The organism is Microbispora rosea (assembly GCF_900156315.1).
In the GTDB taxonomy this organism is placed as follows: domain Bacteria; phylum Actinomycetota; class Actinomycetes; order Streptosporangiales; family Streptosporangiaceae; genus Microbispora; species Microbispora rosea.
In genome coordinates this window covers 15,327-30,538 of the sequence record NZ_FTNI01000010.1, presented here as the reverse complement: position 1 = coordinate 30,538, position 15,212 = coordinate 15,327, and the positions used below count along the sequence as shown (strand labels likewise).

The window sequence follows — 15,212 nt, the reverse complement described above, 5'->3', positions numbered from 1 at the left end:
GTTCCGGGGCGGGCGGTCGTTCCGGGGTCGGACCGGGACCGCCCTCCGGGATCAGGTCGCGGGGGCGGTGCGGCGGCCGCGGCGGGCCACCTCGCGCTCCAGGTACCACTCCACGGCCAGCAGCGGGATCGTCCAGCCGAGCCACCCGGACAGGCCGGAGATCGTCCACGCCATCAGGTCGGGGTCGCCGCGGAAGACGGTGTCCTGCAGCGGGGCCAGGGCGATGATCAGGGTCCCGGTCCACACCCGGTTGGTGATGATGGAGTAGGTCAGCACGGCGCTGCGCAGCATCCAGCGCCGGTGGTCGGCGTACCGGCGGGCGCGGGCGGCGCGCCAGCCCGCCACGGTGAAGGCGAGCCACAGCAGGGCGAGGAGCACGTCGCTGACCGCGAGGAACAGCCCGAACGGGGTACGCGCCCCGATGACCAGGCCGGTCAGCCCGGCAGGCAGCACCCCGGCGAACACGTAGACCCGCCCGGCGCGCCGATGCCCCACCGGGTGCCGCCGCCGGAACCACGGCCATACCTGGAAGAACGCGGTCACCATGGCGATCGAGGCGAACAGTACGTGCGCCACGAGCAGCGGGTAGTGCAGGCCGAACCCCTGTGGCTGCGGCACCCGGGACAGCGACGGGTCCCCGGTCAGGTACGGCGGCAACGAGAACGCGAGGAACCCGGCCGTGACCAGGCCGAGCGGCAGCGTCCAGCGGCGCCGCCACCACGGACGCCGGCGGGCCGATGCCGGCGGAGGACTGTCGATCGTCGTGTGCATTACGGCTCCAAGAGGACGGTCGAGGGTGCGTATCCCATACGCTAATGCGTACCATATACGCAACGCGTAGGCCATACGCAAACTGGTAAGCTCACTGGAATGCCGGACGACATCGGGAACGAGCTGCCGCACGCGCTGAACGTGCTGTGGGGACGGGCCAAGCCGAAGGGACGGGGACGCACGCCCGCGCTCAGCCTGGAGCGGATCGTGGCGGCGGCCATCGCCCTCGCCGACGAGGAGGGCCTGGCCGCGCTGTCCATGGCCCGGCTCGCCGAACGGCTCGGCTGCGCGCCCATGTCGCTGTACCGGCACGTGGCCGGCAAGGACGACCTGCACCTGTTCATGCTGGCCGCCGCACCCGGCCCGCCGCCGGAGTTCGACACGGCGCCGGCCGACTGGCGCGGCTCACTCACCCGATGGGCCGTCGAACTGTTCGACGTCTACCTGCGGCATCCGTGGATCGCCCAGCTGGCGAACTCCCCGCCGATGGACCCCGGCCAGCTCGCCTGGCTGGACGCCGCGCTGCGCTCCCTCGGCGGCACGCCACTGGACCCGCGGGCCCGGTTCTCTGTGGTCATGCTGGTGCTGCACTACGTGCGCGGCGCCGCCCAACTCCTGACGTCCATCCCCGCCGAACCAGAGGAAAGGGCCGACGAGACGTACGCCGCCCTGCTCACCGAGCTCGCCGACCCCGCCCGGTTCCCGGCACTGGCCCGCGCCGTCGAGGCCGGGGTGTTCACCCCCCGCCCGGGGGCCGCTCCGGACGACGACTTCCACGCCGGCCTTGACCATCTGCTCAACGGCGTGGGAGTGGCGATCGAACGCGCCGCCCGTGCCTGAGCCGGATCAGCCGGCCGACGCTGCTCCCAGAGGCGCGGACCTTCAGCCCGGGCAGCCGAGGCGGCCGGATGCTCATGGCTCGGAGCAGGCCCGCACGCGGATGAGCCTGGAGGTCAGTAGCGCGACGCCGCTCGGAGGTCTCACGATCCCGCTACTCGCCGCCAGAGGTCGCCAGGCCGACGGGGCAGGAGACTCCGGTGCCGCAGTAGCCGTTCGGCACCTAAAAAGGTGTTGCTGGTGGTAGCGATTCACTTCGGGCAATAGATCGGCGAGTAACGGATCACGCGTCCGTGTCTTTCGGATGGCGAGGCGAAGCGTAGATCAACCACACGGTGCGCGTCCCGTCGTCGATGACGTATCGGACACGGCCTCCATTTGTGACCTCGAACTCCCACTGTTCGAGGTCCTTGCCGTTGTGGCGGTGAACTGCAAGGTCGCCGCGGAGACGATGCTGGCGCTCGTGATCTGCTCGCGAGCGTGGATCTGTGCGTAAAGCTTCAAGGCAGCGCCGCGCGTTGGCCAGAGCGTGCCTGCACAATTCCTCCCACCCCCCTCACCGCACCACTGGCAGCGAAGCGCACATCCCACTCACCGTCAGGAGGGGGAACGGTGACACGATCCCCGCGTTTGGGACTCATACAGAGACCTCAACCGGTCCGAAATCTCCGCTCGTAGGCTTACGCGCGTCCGCGTACTCCGCCGGGTCCGCCTTGATCCGAGCCGTCGCCCGCCAGCCCGCGATCACTTCTTCCGACTGGCTGTCCAAGTCCAACTCTGCAGCGTCGGACAGAGCCGCGACCAGTTCGAACGTGAAACTCCGCAGTTCGTCCGTGGTGAGGTGGCGAACCCAGGGGAAGACCTCAGGCATCGCGATAACCAATGTCCTGGCTGTCGGATCATGTTTGAGGAGCGCAAGGAACAAGCGAGACGCCGTCGCGAGTGTCCGGTCTCGCTGCTCCTCGCGGTCCGCAGCCGTCAAGTAGAAGTCCGGTGCATCCCGATGCGTGACACGGACCCGCCCCAAACGTGTCGCACGCTCCGCGACCGCTCGCGGATTCCTTGACAAGTCTGAGAACGTCACCGACTCTGCATGACTCGCGCTCATATCGTCATCATAGTCAGAACGTGTTCTGATATGCAGGTGATGGCCGGAGACTGCTCTGGCCCTCGATCGGCACCGGGCTTGCCGGGCGACCAAGGGCCAGGATCAGTCTCGCAGCAGCTTCGAGACCACCCGCCCCCTGCTGGGTGAGATCGTCGCCGACGCCGTCTGGCCCGCGGTCATCAGCCCGGTCGACTCCGACCGGCTGCGTGCATTACTCAGCGATTCCACACGCGACTACCGCCGCCAGGCCGCCACCGGGCGTACCTACCTCCTGTCCGGGATTCTGCGCTGCGGCCGTTGCGGGCACCGGATGAACGGCCGCCCCCGCGCAGGAGTCCCCCGGTACGTCTGTCCGAGCGTTCCCGGTAGCGGCTCATGCGGCGGTGTCGCCACCAACACCGCCCGTACCGACGACTATGTCCGCGACGTGCTGCTGACCGCGCTCGACTCTCCTGCCCTCGGCGAGCGCATCCGCCACGATGGCGGCGATGATGACAACCTCGCCGAGGTCGTACGCGCTGACGAGGAACTGCTGGAAGAACTCGCGCACGCCTGGGCCAGCCGTGAAATCAGCCGCAAGGAATGGATGGCCGCCCGCGCCCCGATCGAACTGCGGCTGGACAAGAACCGTGCCCAGTTGGCGAGCCTGTCGCGTACCTCGCCCCTGATCCCCTTCGTCGGCACCGCTCAGGAGATGCTCACCCGGTGGGAGGCCATGAACGTCTCCCAGCAACGCGCGATCGTTGCCGCGGTCATCCGCACTATCACCGTCGCGCCCGCCGACCCGCGCAAGAAGTGGGACCCCGACAGGTTCACCTTCGACTGGATCCCTTAGGCCACCCGGCGCAGGTGCTCCGACTCGTCCCCGCCGACGAGCCGGAACACCGACGCCACCCGTTCCAACACCGCCAGATCCTCAACCACTGGCGGAAGTTCCTGAGCCGCCCGAGATGCCGCCACCCGCGCCCGCATCTCGTCATCCACCCACCCCCACCGGCGCCCGCACTCGCCGCCACCACACGGCGCCGCTCTGCCGGGTCCTCCCCTCGCTGCATACGCTGCCTCCCTTCGCCTCCCCTCTGTCGATGGACAGGATCAAGGGTGCAGCCAGGAGCAGGGTCAAGGGGACCACCTGATGGGACGTCGTCAAGACGTCCTAGAAATCCCTCGCGGGGAGCAAGTCGTCCTCAGCGCGGCGTCTTACTCTCAATGAGACGAAGAAAGAATTCGTTGGTCGCCGGGCCAGAGCCACAGCGAGGGCTGTAGCTCCCGATACTGCTCGGCGCAGTCCGGATGCCAAGGGAACCGGCCATCGGGGTCAGGCCACACAACTTCCAGCACCGGAAACGGTGGACGCCGGTAAAACGAGATCGCCTGCCCGAAGAACTCTCGATACCACCTCAGGTCGACCTGTTTAAGGACCACGGGGTGCCGTGCGATGAGGTCGTACCGCTCCTGCTCCGCTTCGACAGGCTTCCCCGTAGCGACACCGTCTCCAAGGCGGTTCAGCAGCTCGTGCATGAAATGAACGTCCAGACCGAACATGGCCAGCTCAGGCGACCGGTAGGTGTGCCACAGGCCGACGGTGTAGGCGAAGCCGGGCCCCAGATCGTCCTCCGGAATCATCGTCACACTCCAGCCGCGACTCCGGACATGCTCAACGGTATGCCGATCCATGGCATCCCACTCATCGCGGTCCCCATAGTCATGGCAGACGATGCAGCGACAACCCGGACTATCAGTAGACATAGGCCGTAGCGTACGGACTCCGCGATCAGCGAGGCAGCCGGCCTCTGGCAGCTGCTATGGCGATGTCCGGCCTCGCCCCCAAGATTGAAAGCTACTTTTCTTCTCGCTATTAAAGGCGGCCCGCTGCGCGGCCCGCCGGGCGCGTCAGTCGGCAAGCGCGCCCCCTGCGGCTCTCCGGCCGGTCCGGGCACGCACCGCCCGCGCGCCCGAAAGGCCGGCAGAAGTCGCCACTTGACGCCGCGACGATCGCTCACTTCGGATCTCGGCATACGTGGTTGGGGCGATCGACTGCCGCGGCCCTCCTTCGTTGGGCCTTGCCATCGGATGTCGCGGAAATGCCCTGGATAGGGTGATGAGTCGGCGGGCGTGATCGCGGATCGGCAGCGCGGTCAGGTCTTCGGTGTTGACGATCCGCCGGTCCAGGGTGCCGACGCATTCGGCCGCCTCGGTGGCGTACTTCGCGATGCACGCCGCCACGGCCTGTTCAGTGAGATCGCTGGTCATGATGATCGGGCCGAACTGGCCGCGTGATTACCCACGTTCGCGATCTTGGCGTGGGGAAGGCTCGCTTTTGACGGCGGCGGCTACGCGGTAAGGGCCGCGCCACCGACCCTGGCATCAAGGCGGTGCCCGGCATCGTGGGCGCCTAATAACAGCCCGGCGCGGCCGACCTCTTGGCCGCAGCCCCGCTACTGATCTTCCACGGCGAGACCTACGCCTACTTCTTCCCGGAATTGGCTCGGGCCTGCAGGTCTTGAGAGGCGGCAGCAAACCATTAAGCCGCCGCCCGGATTCGGTCGTGCCGTCACGGTCATCGCGTGGGCTCTCGCGATTGAAACGACGATGGAAAGGCCCAGGCCGGAGCCGTCGGCGCTTCGCGTACGGTCGGGCGCCATACGGCGGAAGGGCTCGAACAGTTCGGGAATGCGATCCGCCGGGACCTCGGGGCCGGTATTGGACACGACCAGCCCGCCATCTGGTGTCACACGCACGTCGACGCTTCCGCTGGGCACATTGTGTCGGACCGCGTTGTCGACCAGGTTGGTCACCAACTGGGTCAGCAGTACGGCATCCCCGGTCACCAAGGTGGGCTGGGACTGCAGCTTGACACTGGGGAAGCCGGCGACAACGTCCGCGACGACCCGGTCGAACCGCACCGGCTCGACCTCGTCTAGGCCGTGCTCGCTACGCGCCAGCACCAGTAGTCCGTCGATCAGCCGTTCGGTCCGCCGGTTGGCCTCCAGCAATTCCGCTCGGAAACGCTCGATCCGGTCAGGGGTGGGGTCGGCCAGGCCGATCTCGATGGCCGCCCGCTGAATGGCGAGCGGCGTCCGCAGCTCATGCGAGGCGTTCGCGACGAACCTGCTCTGTGCGGTCACCGCGCGTTCGAGTCTGTCGAGCATGGCGTCGAAGGTGTCGGCCAACTCTTTCAACTCGTCCTTCGGGCCCTTGAGCGCGATCCGTTCGTCCAGGTTCGTGACTGACAATTGCCGGGCGGTCGACGTGATCCGCGCCAGCGGCCGGAGAGTGCGCCCGGCCAGCCACCACCCGGCCCAGATCGAGACCGCGACCAGCACCACCCCCACCACCAGTGTGATGATCGAAATCCCGGTGACGGTCGTCTGCCGCACGATGACGGTCTTGCCCTCAGGGGCCAGATGGACGGTGCCCGCCTCGAACTTCGTTTGGCCCACCGCGGCGTATGTGATGAAGACGTTGACGGCGACCAGCACGGCTATGGACGTGGCGATGAACAGGACGCTGTAGAGCGCGGCGAGCCGGACCCTGAGCGTCATGGCAGGCGGTATCCGCTGCCTGCGACAGTCTCGATGACCGGAGGGTCGCCGAGTTTGGCGCGCAGCTTGCTCATGGTGACCCGGACGACCCCGCTGAACGGGTCGGTGTGCTCGTCCCAGGCCCGTTCCAGCAGTTCCTCCGCGCTCACGATCGCGCCGTCCGCCCGCATGAGGACCTCCAGTACGGCGAACTCCTTGCGTGACAGCGCCAGATAGCGGCCGTCCCGGAACGCCTGCATGCGCGGCGTGTCGAGGACGATGTCCCCGTGGGTCAGCAGTGGCGGGACGGGCGCCTGGCTGCGGCGTCCGAGGGCCTGGACACGTGCCACGAGTTCCGCGTAGGCGAACGGCTTGGGCAAGTAGTCGTCGGCACCGAGGCCGAGCCCGGCGACCCGATCGCGGACCGACGCCGCCGCCGTCAGCATCAAGATCCTCGTACGGGCGCCCGCCTGCGCGAGGTCACGGCAGATGGCATCGCCAGATGTGCCTGGTAGGTCGCGGTCGAGCACGAGCACGTCGTAGTCGTTGACGCTGAGCCGTTCGGCCGCGGCGGTGCCGTCGTAGGCGATGTCGACCGCCATCGCGTACCTGCGCAGGCCCTCGGCGACCAGGTCCGCGAGAGCCTTCTCGTCTTCGGCCACAAGTACGCGCATGACCCAAGTCATACCCGGTCAGGGGTTTCCCTGGCGTTAACGAACGCGGAGACGGCCGCGAAACGTCTCCTCCGCGATGGTTTCCCGCATGAAGAGATTCATTTTCGCCCTGGCGTTCCTGGTCGCGGGATGTGGCGTCATCCCGGGCCTCGGCGCCGATGACAACAGGCACGACCAGCTCGTCAAGTACGCCCAGTGCCTCCGCCAGCAGGGAATCAACGTCGCCGACCCGCCACCGGGCGAGGACTCCTTCAATCTCGACGGCCGTGGTGTGCCCAAGGACAAGCTCGAAGCCGCGTTGACGACCTGCAAGAAATACCGTCCACAGGAGCGCCCGCCCACCGCGGAGGACCTCGAAAGGATGCGCAAGTCGGCCGCCTGCCTGCGCAGGAACGGCGTCGACGCGTCCGACCCGACGGCCGCCGACCCGGGGATCAGGGTCGGCTCACCCCCGCCCGGCAAGGACCTCGACGCGATCACGGCCGCCTGCGAGAAAGAGGCGGGCCAGTGAGATGGCTGGTCGCCACGGCCCTCGTAGTGACCGCGTGCACTCCGACGCAGGCGGCCGCTCCGTCGTTTCCCACGGCACCCGTCGTCCGTACGGACCTGGTCAGCAGGACCAACGTGGACGGCACCCTCGGATACGCCGCCAGCAGAACCCTGGTCGGCGGCTTGGGGACCGTGACGTGGCTGCCCACGGATGGCCGGATCATCAGACGCGGCCAGCGGGTCTACGCGGCCGACGGGCACCCCGTCCCGCTCATTTACGGGCAGACCCCGCTGTGGCGAACGCTGTCGGTTGGAGTGCGGGGTCCGGATGTGCGGGTGGTCGAACGAAATCTTGCCGCCTTGGGCTATTCGCTGGTCGTGGATGACCGGTTCACCTGGGCGACGGCGAAGGCCGTCAAGGCTTGGCAGCGCCACCTCGGCCGGCCCCAGACCGGCACGCTCACCCCGTCCGAGGCTGTCGTCGAACCCGGCCCGATCAGGGTCGCCTCCCGTACCGCACGGCTCGGCGGACCCGCATCGGGGCCGCTGCTCACCGTCACCGACACGACCCGCCAAGTCGTCGTCGACATTCCCGTCGACCAGCAGCAACTCGCGGTCAAAGGCGGAACGGTCACCATCACGCTCCCCGGCGGAAAGACCACGACCGGGCACGTCACCACCATCGGCACCGTCGCGAAGGCGGCCTCCACCGGCCAGATGGGGCAGGGCACCGAGACGGCCACCATCGCCGTCACGATCACCCTCGACCACCCGAAGGCCCCGGGACGTCTTGTCGCAGCACCTGTCACCGTCGGGTTCGCCGGCACCGTTCACAAGGGCGTGCTCGCCGTACCCATCGAGGCCCTGCTCGGGCAGGCGGACGGCACGTTCGCGGTCCAGGTGGCGGGAAAGCTTGTCCCGGTCGAGCTCGGACTATTCGCAGGCGGGCTCGTCGAGGTCACCGGGGTGGCCGAGGGAACACGGGTCGAGGTGCCCAAACCGTGAGCGTGATCGAGCTGGAGCGCGCGTCCAAGACGTACCCGGGCGGGCTGCAGGCCCTGCGCGACGTCACGCTGACGATCGGCCAAGGGGAGCTGGTGGCCATCTGCGGGCCGTCCGGGTCGGGCAAGTCGACCATGCTGCACCTCATGGGGACGCTCGACCGGCCGAGCGAGGGCCGCGTCAGGCTGCTGGGCCATGACATGGCCACTCTGTCCGACCGGCGGCTGTCGGCGGTACGGGCGCACTGGATCGGGTTCGTCTTCCAGCAGTTCTTCCTCACCCCCCACCTCACGGCGGTGGACAACGTGGCCACCCGCCTGCTCTACCTGGGCGTCCCCGCCCGCCGCCGGGCCGCGGCCGCACGCGAGGCGCTCGAACGCGTCGGGCTCGGCAATCGGCTCACCCATCGCCCCCACGAGCTGTCGGGCGGCGAACGCCAGCGGGTCGCCATCGCCCGCGCCCTGGTCGCCCGACCGGTGGTGCTGCTCGCCGACGAGCCCACCGGCAACCTCGACACGGCCGCCGGCGCGGGCATCTTCGACATCCTGTGGAAACTGCACGAGGAGGGCACCACCGTCGTGGTCATCACCCACAACACCGACCTCGCCGAGGCCGTCCCACGCCGCGTGGACCTCTTGGACGGGAGGCTCCAGTGATTCCCGCACCGGCCCGGCTGAGCGCATGGGACCTGGCCGCCGTCGGGCTGGCCGGGCTGCGGGCACGCCGGGGCAGGGCCGTGCTGTCGGCCCTCGGAGTGGCCATCGGGATCGCGTCGATGATCTCCGTACTGGGAATCAGCGCGGTCAGCAGCGCCGGACTGCAGGAGCAACTCGCCCGTGTCGGGACGAACGTGCTGACCGTGGCACCAGGCCATTCAATCCTCGGCGGTCAGGCATCGCTGCCGCTCGAATCGGTCGCCCGCGTCTCCCACGTCCCTGGTGTCGTCGGAGCCACCGCCATCGCGTACATGAACGGGGCGACCGCCCGCCGTACCAACTTGATCGACTCGGCGGTCACAAACGGTGTCGGAGTCGCCGCCGCGAGGCTCGACCTCCTCGCGACGCTGAAGGGCACCGTCAGGTCGGGCACGTTCCTCAACGCCGCCACCGCCCGCTACCCGGCCGTCGTCCTCGGCACGTATGCCGCCGACCGGTTCGGCATCGACCGGCCCGGACGGCAGATCTTCGTCGCAGGCCGGTGGATGACGGTCATCGGCATACTGGACCCGCTTCCACTCGCCCCCGACCTCGACGCCACCGCGCTCGTCGGCTGGCCGTACGCGGAAAAGGAACTCGGCTTCGACGGCCACCCCACCATCGTGTACGAACGGTCGACCGCTGACCGCGTCACCACGATCGCAAAGGTACTCGCCGCGACCGCCAACCCGGAGCATCCCGACCAAGTTCAGGTCAGCCGCCCGTCCGACGCTCTCACCGCGGAACTGGCCGCGCGCGCCGCGTTCAACGGCCTTTTCCTCGGACTCGGCGCGGTCGCCCTCCTCGTCGGCGGCATCGGCATAGCCAACGTCATGGTCATCTCGGTGCTGGAACGCCGCCAGGAGATCGGCCTGCGCCGCTCCCTCGGGGCGACGCGAGGGCAGATCCGTCTGCAATTCGTGGTCGAAGCGGTGGTCCTGTCCCTGTGCGGGGGCGTCACGGGGACCATCGTCGGCCTGGCCGCGAGTCTGCTCTTTGCTTTCGCCCAAGGCTGGCCTCTCGCGCTCCCCGCCCAGGTCATCACCCTCGGTGTCACCGCGGCCGTACTGGTCGGGATCGTCTCCGGCCTCTACCCGGCCCGCCGCGCCGCCGCCCTCACTCCGACCGAAGCCTTGGCGACGGGATGAACGAACCCTTTTCATCCTGGGTAGCGGTTGGCTTCAATGGCGGGCAGGACGAGGATGGCCTGCACGATCGCGGTGGCGCGGCGCGGGCAATAGCGCAGCTTCACCAGGACCTTCCACATCTTCAGGGTCGAAACGGCGCGTTCGCCGACGCCTCGGATACGCGCGTGGGCTCGGTTGACGTCCTTTTGCCCCCGTGACAGCCGCGGCTGGTGCCGGTGGCGCTTGACCGGATGGTGTCCCCTGCCCCTTGGTAGCCCTTGTCCGCGAAGGTCGTCACGCCGCCGGCGGTTAGGGCGTCGATCAGGCCGACGGCTCGGGCGGCGGCGGACGTGCTTCAAGCGATGGAGATTTTGCACGAGGGTCGATGACCGGGCGGCTCGAATCGGCTCACTGGCGAGATACAACCGCCTGACAACTCCTCGTCACCAACCTGCGCTCTCTTCACCACGACGGGCATGGGGAAGTCTTGGAATCGACGACCGGGCCCGTCAAACGGGATACAGGCAAGCAGGACGACCGAGAGTTCGAGATCCGTCGCGAACGTGGAAGGATCGATTGCCAGCGAGCCGCCGCCGAGAAACAGGGACGAGAGCTGAAGGTCAGCCAGAGGGAGAAGGAACTTCGGGCAGGCTGAGGCCCTTCAGGGGTATCCCGAAGGGCCTTGTAGGTGAAGTTGGGTGCATGCGGCTACATCTCGCGTTCCTCAATGTCGAGGCTGGCATTGAGGCGGTCGAGCGCTTTGCGGGTCTCAGGGCTGGGAATCTGCGTGTAGACGTCCATGGTCATCGAGATTTGCCGCAGGATGCGCATCGCGACCCGAGGGTGAACGTCCAGCGCGGCCAAGAGCGACGCGCACGTGTGCCGGGTGTCGTGTACGCGAATACGGGGGACACCGGCCTTACGGCACTGGGCTTCAAAGGCCCGGTTGAAGTTGCGCGGCTCGATGGGCCGTGCCGTACTTCGTGGTGAAGACGAGGTCGGAGTCCTTCCACCTCTCCACCGCCTCCTTGCGGGCATCGTCCTGAACCCGCCGGCGGTGCCGTAGCGCTGTGACGCACAGCCCGAGCAGCGGAAGGGAAGCCGTCGAGTCCTCCGTCTTGGTCGTTTCCCTGTGGAGGAGTTGGCCGCCCACCCGCGTGAGCTGTCGGGAGATCCACAGTTACTCGCCCCCGAGGTCGACGCAGTCCCACGCGAGGGATTCCCTTGAGACAGAAGTCAGGGATCAACGGGCTGAGCCCGTCAGAATTCGCATCCACCAATAGCGGGCTTCGTCGCCTCTCCAGCCGCCGGTGTATGTGTGCTCGGGCGGGTCAGACTGGATGACCTTGTGGACCTGGTAGATGCCGCCGACACGGATCAGCTCGTAGACAACTGCCTGGCAGCAGCAGGTGTGGTCGATGACTCGGTAAAGCCCACGAGGCTGGTTCTGCCACTCCAACCGTTTCCGGCTCTGTAGCGCGATGCCTGGATGGATCGCGATGCCCTGGCAGTCCCATTCTGGGGCCTCCACCAGATCGCGGGCCAGCCGACGCGGCCCTCCCTGCACCGCCGTCATTGCGCCGCCGACCGGCCCGTCTGTTCGTCCAGCGCGCGCCGCAGCTCATTCAGAGTTTCAGCGGCGACCGTCATGCAAGCGCCGGCCACGAGCTCGGCCTGGGTAAGCCGATGGCCTCGCCGCGTCGCGTACCAGTCTCCCGGCCTGTCATCCGCTTGGCTGCGCCAGATCGACCAGCCGGGGAAGCCCGCTACCAGTTCCTCAAGCTCCGTCATGCCCGCAGGTTACAGAGCCTAAATATACCTGTCTATAGCTATGAGCTTCTATGCCTCTCCTGGAGCTACTACCTACAGTTGCCGAGTGATCGACTACGACCCGACGCGACCCAAGTGGGTGCAGATCTACGAGGTCGTACGCGCACGCATCGAGTCGGGCGAGTACCCGCCCCGCTACCTCATCTCAGAGGTCCAGATGGAAGGCGAGTTCGGCGTCGCCCGCGTGACCATCCGCAAGGTGACCGCAAAGCTCCGCGACGACGGCCTCATCGTCACCACCCCGGGCATGGGCTCCTTCGTGGCCCAGGACAAGAACGAGACCTCCGAGCAGGCATAGCCACCGCCCGGAGGTCTCAGCAATCCCGACTACTCCTCCGAAGAGGCCGTCAGCCCAGTCGGGCACCAGGCCGAAGGGTCACCTGCGTTGACACCGGTGCCGCCGATGCCGCAGTAGCCGTTCGGCGCCTTGAAAAGGTATTGCTGGTGGTAGCGCTGCGCCTCAGGAAGAAATTCGCGGCTAGCGTGGGCTAGAGCGGAACTCAGCCCAGAGGTCGACCGCCTGCTGCAAGTCAAGGGCGGCCACGTCCTCGCGAGACATACCCACGGTGAAGATCAAGCGATCCGCAAGCCAATCCGGCACCGGCTCCCTGAGAAGCGGTTGTTCCACGAGCCGCTCTGGCGAGGCGGCCCGCACGAAGAGGGCAGCGGCGAAACCGGCGTCCACGCGAGTGTCTCGGCCGGTGGCGTGGACGCCGCGCCGACCGGTAGGACGTGGCGCTCGTTACGGCATCGACGACGCTCCGATGATCATGGGACGGTCTTCCTGTATTACGCGGCAGGCCCCAGATCCCAGGTCCACAGCGCTTCACGACCGCCGCCGACAAGCACGGCGCGGCCGTCGAGGTAGCTCATCGAGAGAGAGCCGATGTAGCGGGAAGGACGCTGAAGCGTCCCGACCTGCCGGCTGGTCGTGAGGTCCCAGACCCGCATGCTCCTGTCCTGTGGCGAGTAGGTGACCGCGATCGGGACACCAGCGACCCGCCCGGAGGCGATGCTGTTCACCTGCCTGGAGTGGCCGAGCAACGGACGCTCGACCTGCTTGCCCGTGGCGAGGTCGTAGAGTTCCACGGTCCTGCCTGTGGCCACGATCGCGACCGTCGTGCAGTCGAACAAGGCGATCTCCACCCGGGCCGAGTGCTCGGTCTTCGCGATGCGGAACGATGCCATCCGTTTTCCCGCGCCGACGTCCCAGAGCCGGGCGCGGGTGGCGCTGAAGGTCACCGCGACCGGCCGGCCGGCGAGGCTGATGAGGGCCAGCTGTCCGACTGGGCCGTTTCCGACGGCGAGATCGTGCAGCAGCACTCCCGAAGGAAAGTCCCAGATGCGTACCGCGCCCCGAGAAGAAGAGTCACCGGCCGCGCCGTCCTCGTCGACCGCTCCGACCACAAGCGCCCGGCGATCGGCTTCGGTCAGCGCGACCTCGTTGACGAAGCCGTCATAGCCGATGAGGGGTTCGCCGATCGGCATGCGACTGGCAAGATCGAATATCCGGATCGAGGAGTCTCCGAAAGCGATCCCCGCGACCAGAACCCCTCGTCCGCCGTAGTCGCCGGTCGTGAACGAGGTGATGCGCCCGGGCAGCCTGACCGGCGCGTCCAGCGGCCTGCCGCTGCCGAGATCCCACACGCCGGGGGATCTGTGGTCTCCGTTCCCTTGGGCCACCACGATCGGCCTGCCGCGCAGCTCGCCGTTCACGCCGTAGATGTCACCGTTGGGCCCCCCGGTGGCGGGAGGAGCGGATTCCCGGCCGGTGGCGAGATCGTAGGCGCGGACGGCGTTGTCGCGCCCGCCGGTCACGATCACGGGACGGTCGCCGAGATCACCGACCGCCAGCGACGTGACGTGCCCCGGAATCTCGAAGGACGACACCCTCTCACCGGTTACCGGATCGATGACCGCGATCGAGCTTCGGAGCCTCGATCCGTAAGGGTCGGTGGCGATGCTCCCGTCGGCGTCGACCGAGACGAACACTGTCCGGCCGTTCAGCACGGCGAGCGACGAAGGGCCGAACCTCCCCTCCAGCGAGTGGTAGGTCGCCTCACGCGTGACCAGATCCCAGCGGATCACCCCGAGATCGGCCGTGGGGATCAGGGCCACCGGACGGCCGCCGATCGTGGTCGTCGTGATCGTGTTTATGCTCTGGATGAACTCGCTCTGAAGAGTGAGCGGTTTCCCGACGGGTTTTCCGGACACCGGATCCCAGGCGATCACAACGTCGCTCTCTCCGGTCAGCACGAGCAGGACGCCGTGGACGCGGGTCAGCGCGACGGCGCCGAAGATACCGGTGCCGATGGGCGGACCAATCCGGCGGCCGGTCGCCAGATCGAACACGTGGGCGCCGTCGGTGCCCGCCGCGGCGGCGATCGGCCTGCCGTCGAGCTCGCCGAACGCGACGGCACGGAACCGCCCGGCGGGGAGCGGTCCGCCGACGGGCAGCCGAGTGGTCGCGTCCCACCTCTGGAGCGCCCCATGGCTTCGGCCGAGGATGACGGGTCTGCCGTCGACGGTGCCGTACGCCACCGGGCCGTCGCCGGGGATCGGATCGCCGATCGGTTTCAGAGTGGCCCTGTCCCAGATCCGGATGGTGTGCTCGGCACCCGCGCTGATCGCGACGGGCCGGCCGTCCAGCTCACCCACGGCCACCGAGGTCACGTCGGAGTGACCGCCCATGTCCATCGCGACGGGCGCCGCGAACGAGGCGGGAACGCCACCGGGTGACGTCTCCTGGCAGGTGGCGGCCGCCCGGGGCCATCTCACGACGGTCGACCCGGCCGAGGCCAGCGGCACGAACCCGGCCAGAACCAGCACGGCGAGGAGGGGTGGCAGCCGTCGAAAGAACATCCGAACCCCTGTCGCCGAATCGCTCCCGAGCATAAACCGCATCCCCCGCCGGCAGTGTCGCCCCGACGTGATCCGCCGGAAGGACACCCGGGCCCTGCACATCGAGTCCGGATACGATTCTCGGCATCGTCCCTCCGAACTTCGGTATCGAATCTCGCGGCAAGTCCACGACGAGCGCCTGAGCCGGCAGTTCGCAGCGTGAACCAACCGTCAAGCGGCTCTCCAGAAAACGCGGGACCATCTCAGGCTTCATGCTCAGCGCCCCTCCTCGCAGCATTCCGGCCCGAGCATCA

At 68.0% G+C, this 15,212-nt stretch carries 17 protein-coding genes and 3 pseudogenes; 8 read left to right on the top strand and 12 right to left on the bottom strand.

Annotation, left to right across the window (positions count from 1 at the left end):
• Nucleotides 1-51 precede the first annotated feature (51 nt).
• On the bottom strand, nt 52-771 hold the full coding sequence (locus BXA11_RS16060) for a DUF2306 domain-containing protein (RefSeq protein ID WP_076435296.1): 720 nt from the start codon (nt 769-771) through the stop codon (nt 52-54).
• 99 nt (nt 772-870) lie between these two features.
• Here BXA11_RS16060 and BXA11_RS16055 point away from each other — a divergent pair, with 99 nt between their 5' ends.
• Nucleotides 871-1,611, top strand: a complete 741-nt coding sequence (locus tag BXA11_RS16055; RefSeq protein WP_076435294.1) for a TetR/AcrR family transcriptional regulator — start codon at nt 871-873, stop codon at nt 1,609-1,611.
• A 634-nt stretch (nt 1,612-2,245) separates the two neighbouring features.
• Here the strand turns inward: BXA11_RS16055 and BXA11_RS16045 are convergent.
• Nucleotides 2,246-2,716, bottom strand: a complete 471-nt coding sequence (locus tag BXA11_RS16045; protein WP_076435292.1) for a hypothetical protein — start codon at nt 2,714-2,716, stop codon at nt 2,246-2,248.
• Nucleotides 2,717-2,771: 55 nt separating this feature from the next.
• Between BXA11_RS16045 and BXA11_RS45760 the strand changes: the two are divergent.
• Both BXA11_RS45760 and BXA11_RS16040 read left to right on the top strand, forming a co-directional pair.
• Nucleotides 2,772-3,134: pseudogene (locus BXA11_RS45760) on the top strand (recombinase zinc ribbon domain-containing protein); the annotation flags it as partial.
• Nucleotides 3,135-3,143: 9 nt separating this feature from the next.
• On the top strand, nt 3,144-3,551 hold the full coding sequence (locus BXA11_RS16040) for a hypothetical protein (protein WP_239104851.1): 408 nt from the start codon (nt 3,144-3,146) through the stop codon (nt 3,549-3,551).
• Nucleotides 3,552-3,922: 371 nt separating this feature from the next.
• Here BXA11_RS16040 and BXA11_RS16035 read toward each other — a convergent pair whose 3' ends face one another.
• The 4 genes from BXA11_RS16035 to BXA11_RS16020 all read right to left on the bottom strand — a co-directional run bounded on the left by BXA11_RS16035 (nt 3,923) and on the right by BXA11_RS16020 (nt 6,914).
• A complete protein-coding gene (locus BXA11_RS16035) occupies nt 3,923-4,393 on the bottom strand; it encodes a DUF4262 domain-containing protein (protein WP_076435288.1) in 471 nt (156 codons plus the stop codon).
• A 216-nt stretch (nt 4,394-4,609) separates the two neighbouring features.
• A complete protein-coding gene (locus BXA11_RS16030; RefSeq protein ID WP_076435286.1) occupies nt 4,610-4,969 on the bottom strand; it encodes a hypothetical protein in 360 nt (119 codons plus the stop codon).
• 185 nt (nt 4,970-5,154) lie between these two features.
• The gene (locus BXA11_RS16025; RefSeq protein ID WP_076435284.1) at nt 5,155-6,261 is read right to left on the bottom strand and encodes a sensor histidine kinase; all 1,107 of its coding nucleotides are present in this window, start codon (nt 6,259-6,261) and stop codon (nt 5,155-5,157) included.
• Nucleotides 6,258-6,914, bottom strand: a complete 657-nt coding sequence (locus BXA11_RS16020; protein ID WP_076435282.1) for a response regulator transcription factor — start codon at nt 6,912-6,914, stop codon at nt 6,258-6,260. Before BXA11_RS16020 ends, BXA11_RS16025 begins: the two co-directional genes overlap by 4 nt.
• Before the next feature lie 88 nt (nt 6,915-7,002).
• On the opposite strand from BXA11_RS16020, the gene BXA11_RS43150 reads away from it, so the two are divergent.
• The 4 genes from BXA11_RS43150 to BXA11_RS16005 are packed head-to-tail and all read left to right on the top strand — an operon-like array spanning nt 7,003 to nt 10,248.
• A complete protein-coding gene (locus BXA11_RS43150; RefSeq protein WP_159454790.1) occupies nt 7,003-7,425 on the top strand; it encodes a hypothetical protein in 423 nt (140 codons plus the stop codon).
• Complete coding sequence (locus tag BXA11_RS16015; protein ID WP_159454789.1) at nt 7,422-8,408, top strand: peptidoglycan-binding protein; 987 nt, start codon at nt 7,422-7,424, stop codon at nt 8,406-8,408. The genes BXA11_RS43150 and BXA11_RS16015 overlap by 4 nt, the downstream gene beginning before the upstream one ends.
• Nucleotides 8,405-9,061 (top strand): ABC transporter ATP-binding protein, encoded by a 657-nt coding sequence (locus BXA11_RS42140; protein WP_076435280.1) that lies wholly within the window; start codon nt 8,405-8,407, stop codon nt 9,059-9,061. The genes BXA11_RS16015 and BXA11_RS42140 overlap by 4 nt, the downstream gene beginning before the upstream one ends.
• Nucleotides 9,058-10,248, top strand: coding sequence for an ABC transporter permease (locus BXA11_RS16005; protein WP_076435278.1), 1,191 nt, complete (start codon nt 9,058-9,060; stop codon nt 10,246-10,248). Before BXA11_RS42140 ends, BXA11_RS16005 begins: the two co-directional genes overlap by 4 nt.
• An 11-nt stretch (nt 10,249-10,259) precedes the next feature.
• Here the strand turns inward: BXA11_RS16005 and BXA11_RS16000 are convergent.
• The 4 genes and pseudogenes from BXA11_RS16000 to BXA11_RS15985 form a co-directional block, all read right to left on the bottom strand.
• Nucleotides 10,260-10,570, bottom strand: a pseudogene (locus tag BXA11_RS16000) (transposase family protein); the annotation flags it as partial.
• A gap of 365 nt (nt 10,571-10,935) precedes the next feature.
• Nucleotides 10,936-11,265 (bottom strand): tyrosine-type recombinase/integrase, encoded by a 330-nt coding sequence (locus BXA11_RS45755; protein WP_204053511.1) that lies wholly within the window; start codon nt 11,263-11,265, stop codon nt 10,936-10,938.
• Between the two features lie 205 nt (nt 11,266-11,470).
• Entirely contained in the window at nt 11,471-11,803 is a 333-nt protein-coding gene (locus BXA11_RS15990) for a hypothetical protein (protein WP_076435276.1), read from the bottom strand.
• Nucleotides 11,800-12,018 (bottom strand): hypothetical protein, encoded by a 219-nt coding sequence (locus BXA11_RS15985; protein WP_076435274.1) that lies wholly within the window; start codon nt 12,016-12,018, stop codon nt 11,800-11,802. Before BXA11_RS15985 ends, BXA11_RS15990 begins: the two co-directional genes overlap by 4 nt.
• Before the next feature lie 85 nt (nt 12,019-12,103).
• Between BXA11_RS15985 and BXA11_RS15980 the strand changes: the two genes are divergently transcribed.
• Complete coding sequence (locus tag BXA11_RS15980) at nt 12,104-12,355, top strand: GntR family transcriptional regulator (protein WP_076435272.1); 252 nt, start codon at nt 12,104-12,106, stop codon at nt 12,353-12,355.
• A 29-nt stretch (nt 12,356-12,384) separates the two neighbouring features.
• Here BXA11_RS15980 and BXA11_RS45750 read toward each other — a convergent pair.
• A pseudogene (locus BXA11_RS45750) lies at nt 12,385-12,516 on the bottom strand (peptide-methionine (S)-S-oxide reductase MsrA); the annotation flags it as partial.
• A gap of 330 nt (nt 12,517-12,846) precedes the next feature.
• A complete protein-coding gene (locus BXA11_RS15970) occupies nt 12,847-14,919 on the bottom strand; it encodes a WD40 repeat domain-containing protein (protein ID WP_159454788.1) in 2,073 nt (690 codons plus the stop codon).
• Nucleotides 14,920-15,212: the final 293 nt, after the last annotated feature.

What these genes read in the sequence shown, in the direction of transcription:
- BXA11_RS16045 (WP_076435292.1), bottom strand. Translation starts at nt 2,716, where the DNA reads ATGAGCGCGAGTCATGCAGAGTCGGTGACGTTCTCAGACTTGTCAAGG.
- BXA11_RS43150 (WP_159454790.1), top strand. Translation starts at nt 7,003, where the DNA reads ATGAAGAGATTCATTTTCGCCCTGGCGTTCCTGGTCGCGGGATGTGGC.
- BXA11_RS15985 (WP_076435274.1), bottom strand. Translation starts at nt 12,018, where the DNA reads ATGACGGAGCTTGAGGAACTGGTAGCGGGCTTCCCCGGCTGGTCGATC.
- BXA11_RS16020 (WP_076435282.1), bottom strand. Translation starts at nt 6,914, where the DNA reads ATGCGCGTACTTGTGGCCGAAGACGAGAAGGCTCTCGCGGACCTGGTC.
- BXA11_RS16060 (WP_076435296.1), bottom strand. Translation starts at nt 771, where the DNA reads ATGCACACGACGATCGACAGTCCTCCGCCGGCATCGGCCCGCCGGCGT.
- BXA11_RS16055 (WP_076435294.1), top strand. Translation starts at nt 871, where the DNA reads ATGCCGGACGACATCGGGAACGAGCTGCCGCACGCGCTGAACGTGCTG.
- BXA11_RS16025 (WP_076435284.1), bottom strand. Translation starts at nt 6,261, where the DNA reads ATGACGCTCAGGGTCCGGCTCGCCGCGCTCTACAGCGTCCTGTTCATC.
- BXA11_RS45755 (WP_204053511.1), bottom strand. Translation starts at nt 11,265, where the DNA reads ATGCCCGCAAGGAGGCGGTGGAGAGGTGGAAGGACTCCGACCTCGTCT.
- BXA11_RS16035 (WP_076435288.1), bottom strand. Translation starts at nt 4,393, where the DNA reads ATGGATCGGCATACCGTTGAGCATGTCCGGAGTCGCGGCTGGAGTGTG.
- BXA11_RS15970 (WP_159454788.1), bottom strand. Translation starts at nt 14,919, where the DNA reads ATGTTCTTTCGACGGCTGCCACCCCTCCTCGCCGTGCTGGTTCTGGCC.
- BXA11_RS15990 (WP_076435276.1), bottom strand. Translation starts at nt 11,803, where the DNA reads ATGACGGCGGTGCAGGGAGGGCCGCGTCGGCTGGCCCGCGATCTGGTG.
- BXA11_RS16030 (WP_076435286.1), bottom strand. Translation starts at nt 4,969, where the DNA reads ATGACCAGCGATCTCACTGAACAGGCCGTGGCGGCGTGCATCGCGAAG.